Here is a 1,890-nt window from a genome sequence, read left to right on the forward strand (position 1 = left end):
CCATCCTCCCTTCTTCGGGACGAAACGGGTGATCTCTCCAGGCGCGGTGCGGGCCGGAGTCCGCGGCGCACCGGAGGAAATCCTATGTGATGGGCCGAGCGGCCCGATGTTGCACCCGCGCGCTCGCATACAGGCAGATCGAGGCGGCGGTGGCGAGGTTGAGCGATTCGGCGCGTCCGCGAATGGGGATTCGGACGCGATGGTCGGCGCGGGCGGCGACCTGCGGGTCGAGTCCGTGGGCCTCGTTGCCGAACAGCCACGCAGTGGGGGCGGCGAGCAGGTCGTCGGCGTCGTCGAGGTCGATCTCGCCGTCGGCGGCGGTCGCAAGGATCTGCACGCCGGCGTCGGTGAGGGCGGCCAGGACCCGGTCGGTGTCGCGTTCGCGGGCGACCGGCAGGTGAAAGATGCTGCCGGCCGAGGAGCGTACGCACTTGCCGTTGTGCGGGTCGACGCTGTCGCCGGCGAGCACCACGGCGTCGGCGCCGACCGCGTCGGACACGCGGATGAGGGTGCCGGCGTTGCCGGGCTCGGCGACGGCGACCGGCACGGCGAGCAGCCGCGACCGGGACGTCACCGCTTCGGCGAGCGGCACGTCGAGGGTGTCGCACACGGCGACGAGACCGGGTGGGGTCACGGTGTCGGACAGCCGGGCGGCGGCGCGTTCGGTGACGATCCCCACGCGCACACCGCGACCGCGCGCGTCGTCGACGAGTCGGCCGTAGCGACCGGCGGCGGCCTCGGTGACGAACAACTCGTGCACCCGTGCGGCGGCGAGCGCTTCGGTGACGGAGTTCTCACCCTCGGCGAGGAACCGACCGGTCTTGCGACGCTCGGCGGTCCGGAGCAGTTTCACAGCAGAAACGACCCGTGGGGTGCGCTCGGTGAGCGTGTCCACGGGCCGTTCCTGGAGATTGTCGTTGCTCAGGGCAGCACTCAGGCAGCCGGAGCGTTGACGTCGGCCGGCAGTGCAGCCTTGGCGACGGCGACGAGACCGGCGAAGGCCTCGGCGTCGGAGACGGCGAGCTCGGCGAGGATCTTGCGGTCGACCTCGACACCGGCGGCCTTGAGGCCCTGGATGAAGCGGTTGTAGGTGATGTCGTTGGCGCGGGCAGCAGCGTTGATGCGGCTGATCCACAGCTTGCGGAAATCACCCTTGCGGGCGCGACGGTCGCGGTATGCGTAGGTCAGCGAGTGGAGCTGCTGCTCCTTGGCCTTGCGGTACAGGCGCGAGCGCTGTCCGCGGTAGCCCTTCGAGGCCTCGAGAATCGAACGACGCTTCTTCTGGGCGTTGACGGCCCTCTTCACGCGTGCCACTGGTTATGTCCTGTCAGAGTTCGGGGGACGAGATGTCCGTCCCCGGGTGGATCGGTCGGAGAGGCTCAGAGCCCGAGCATGCGCTTGACGCGCGGGGTGTCGGCGTCGGAGACGACGGCCTTGCCGTCGAGACGACGCGTCACCCGCGAGGACTTGTGCTCGAGCAGGTGGCGGCGACCCGCCTTCTGGCGCAGGACCTTTCCGCTACCGGACACCTTGAATCGCTTCGCGGTGCCGCTGTGGGTCTTCGACTTGGGCATGGAGTCCTCAGTTCTTGTCGTGTGCGTACATCGGTGCTCACGGACAGCACCGGATGTGCTGCCTGAGCGGGCTAGTTGCTCGGGGCGTCGCCCGTCTCGGGAGCCGGCGCGGCCTCCGTGGACGGGGCGGCGGAGGCTGCCGGGCGCGGAGCCGCCTGCGCCGGTGCGGCCTGCGCGGCTTCCTGAGCCTTCGCGCGGGTCTTCGCACCCTTGTGCGGGGCCAGCACCATGGTCATGTTCCGGCCGTCCTGCTTCGGACTGGTCTCGATGAAGCCGAGCTCGGCGACATCGGCGCCGAGGCGCTGCAGCAACCGGA

The 1,890-nt window shown here is 70.2% G+C and carries 3 protein-coding genes and 1 pseudogene; all 4 read right to left on the reverse strand.

Annotated features, from left to right (window positions below):
- Positions 1-82: 82 nt before the first annotated feature.
- Positions 83-895 carry a TrmH family RNA methyltransferase gene (locus R1101_RS0122460; RefSeq protein ID WP_016935461.1) on the reverse strand — a complete coding sequence of 271 codons (813 nt, stop codon included), beginning with the start codon at positions 893-895 and terminating at the stop codon, positions 83-85.
- A 38-nt stretch (positions 896-933) separates the two neighbouring features.
- The gene (rplT, locus tag R1101_RS0122465; protein ID WP_006553977.1) at positions 934-1,314 is read right to left on the reverse strand and encodes a 50S ribosomal protein L20; all 381 of its coding nucleotides are present in this window, start codon (positions 1,312-1,314) and stop codon (positions 934-936) included.
- A 65-nt stretch (positions 1,315-1,379) separates the two neighbouring features.
- The gene (gene rpmI, locus R1101_RS0122470) at positions 1,380-1,574 is read right to left on the reverse strand and encodes a 50S ribosomal protein L35 (RefSeq protein WP_016935462.1); all 195 of its coding nucleotides are present in this window, start codon (positions 1,572-1,574) and stop codon (positions 1,380-1,382) included.
- A 71-nt stretch (positions 1,575-1,645) separates the two neighbouring features.
- Positions 1,646-1,890: pseudogene (locus tag R1101_RS0122475) on the reverse strand (translation initiation factor IF-3); the annotation flags it as partial.

The sequence above is a fragment of the Rhodococcus sp. R1101 genome, from assembly GCF_000278445.1.
Classification (GTDB): domain Bacteria; phylum Actinomycetota; class Actinomycetes; order Mycobacteriales; family Mycobacteriaceae; genus Rhodococcus; species Rhodococcus gordoniae.

Coding starts and splice junctions, on each gene's coding strand:
- rpmI (WP_016935462.1), bottom strand. CDS start 1,574: ATGCCCAAGTCGAAGACCCACAGCGGCACCGCGAAGCGATTCAAGGTG.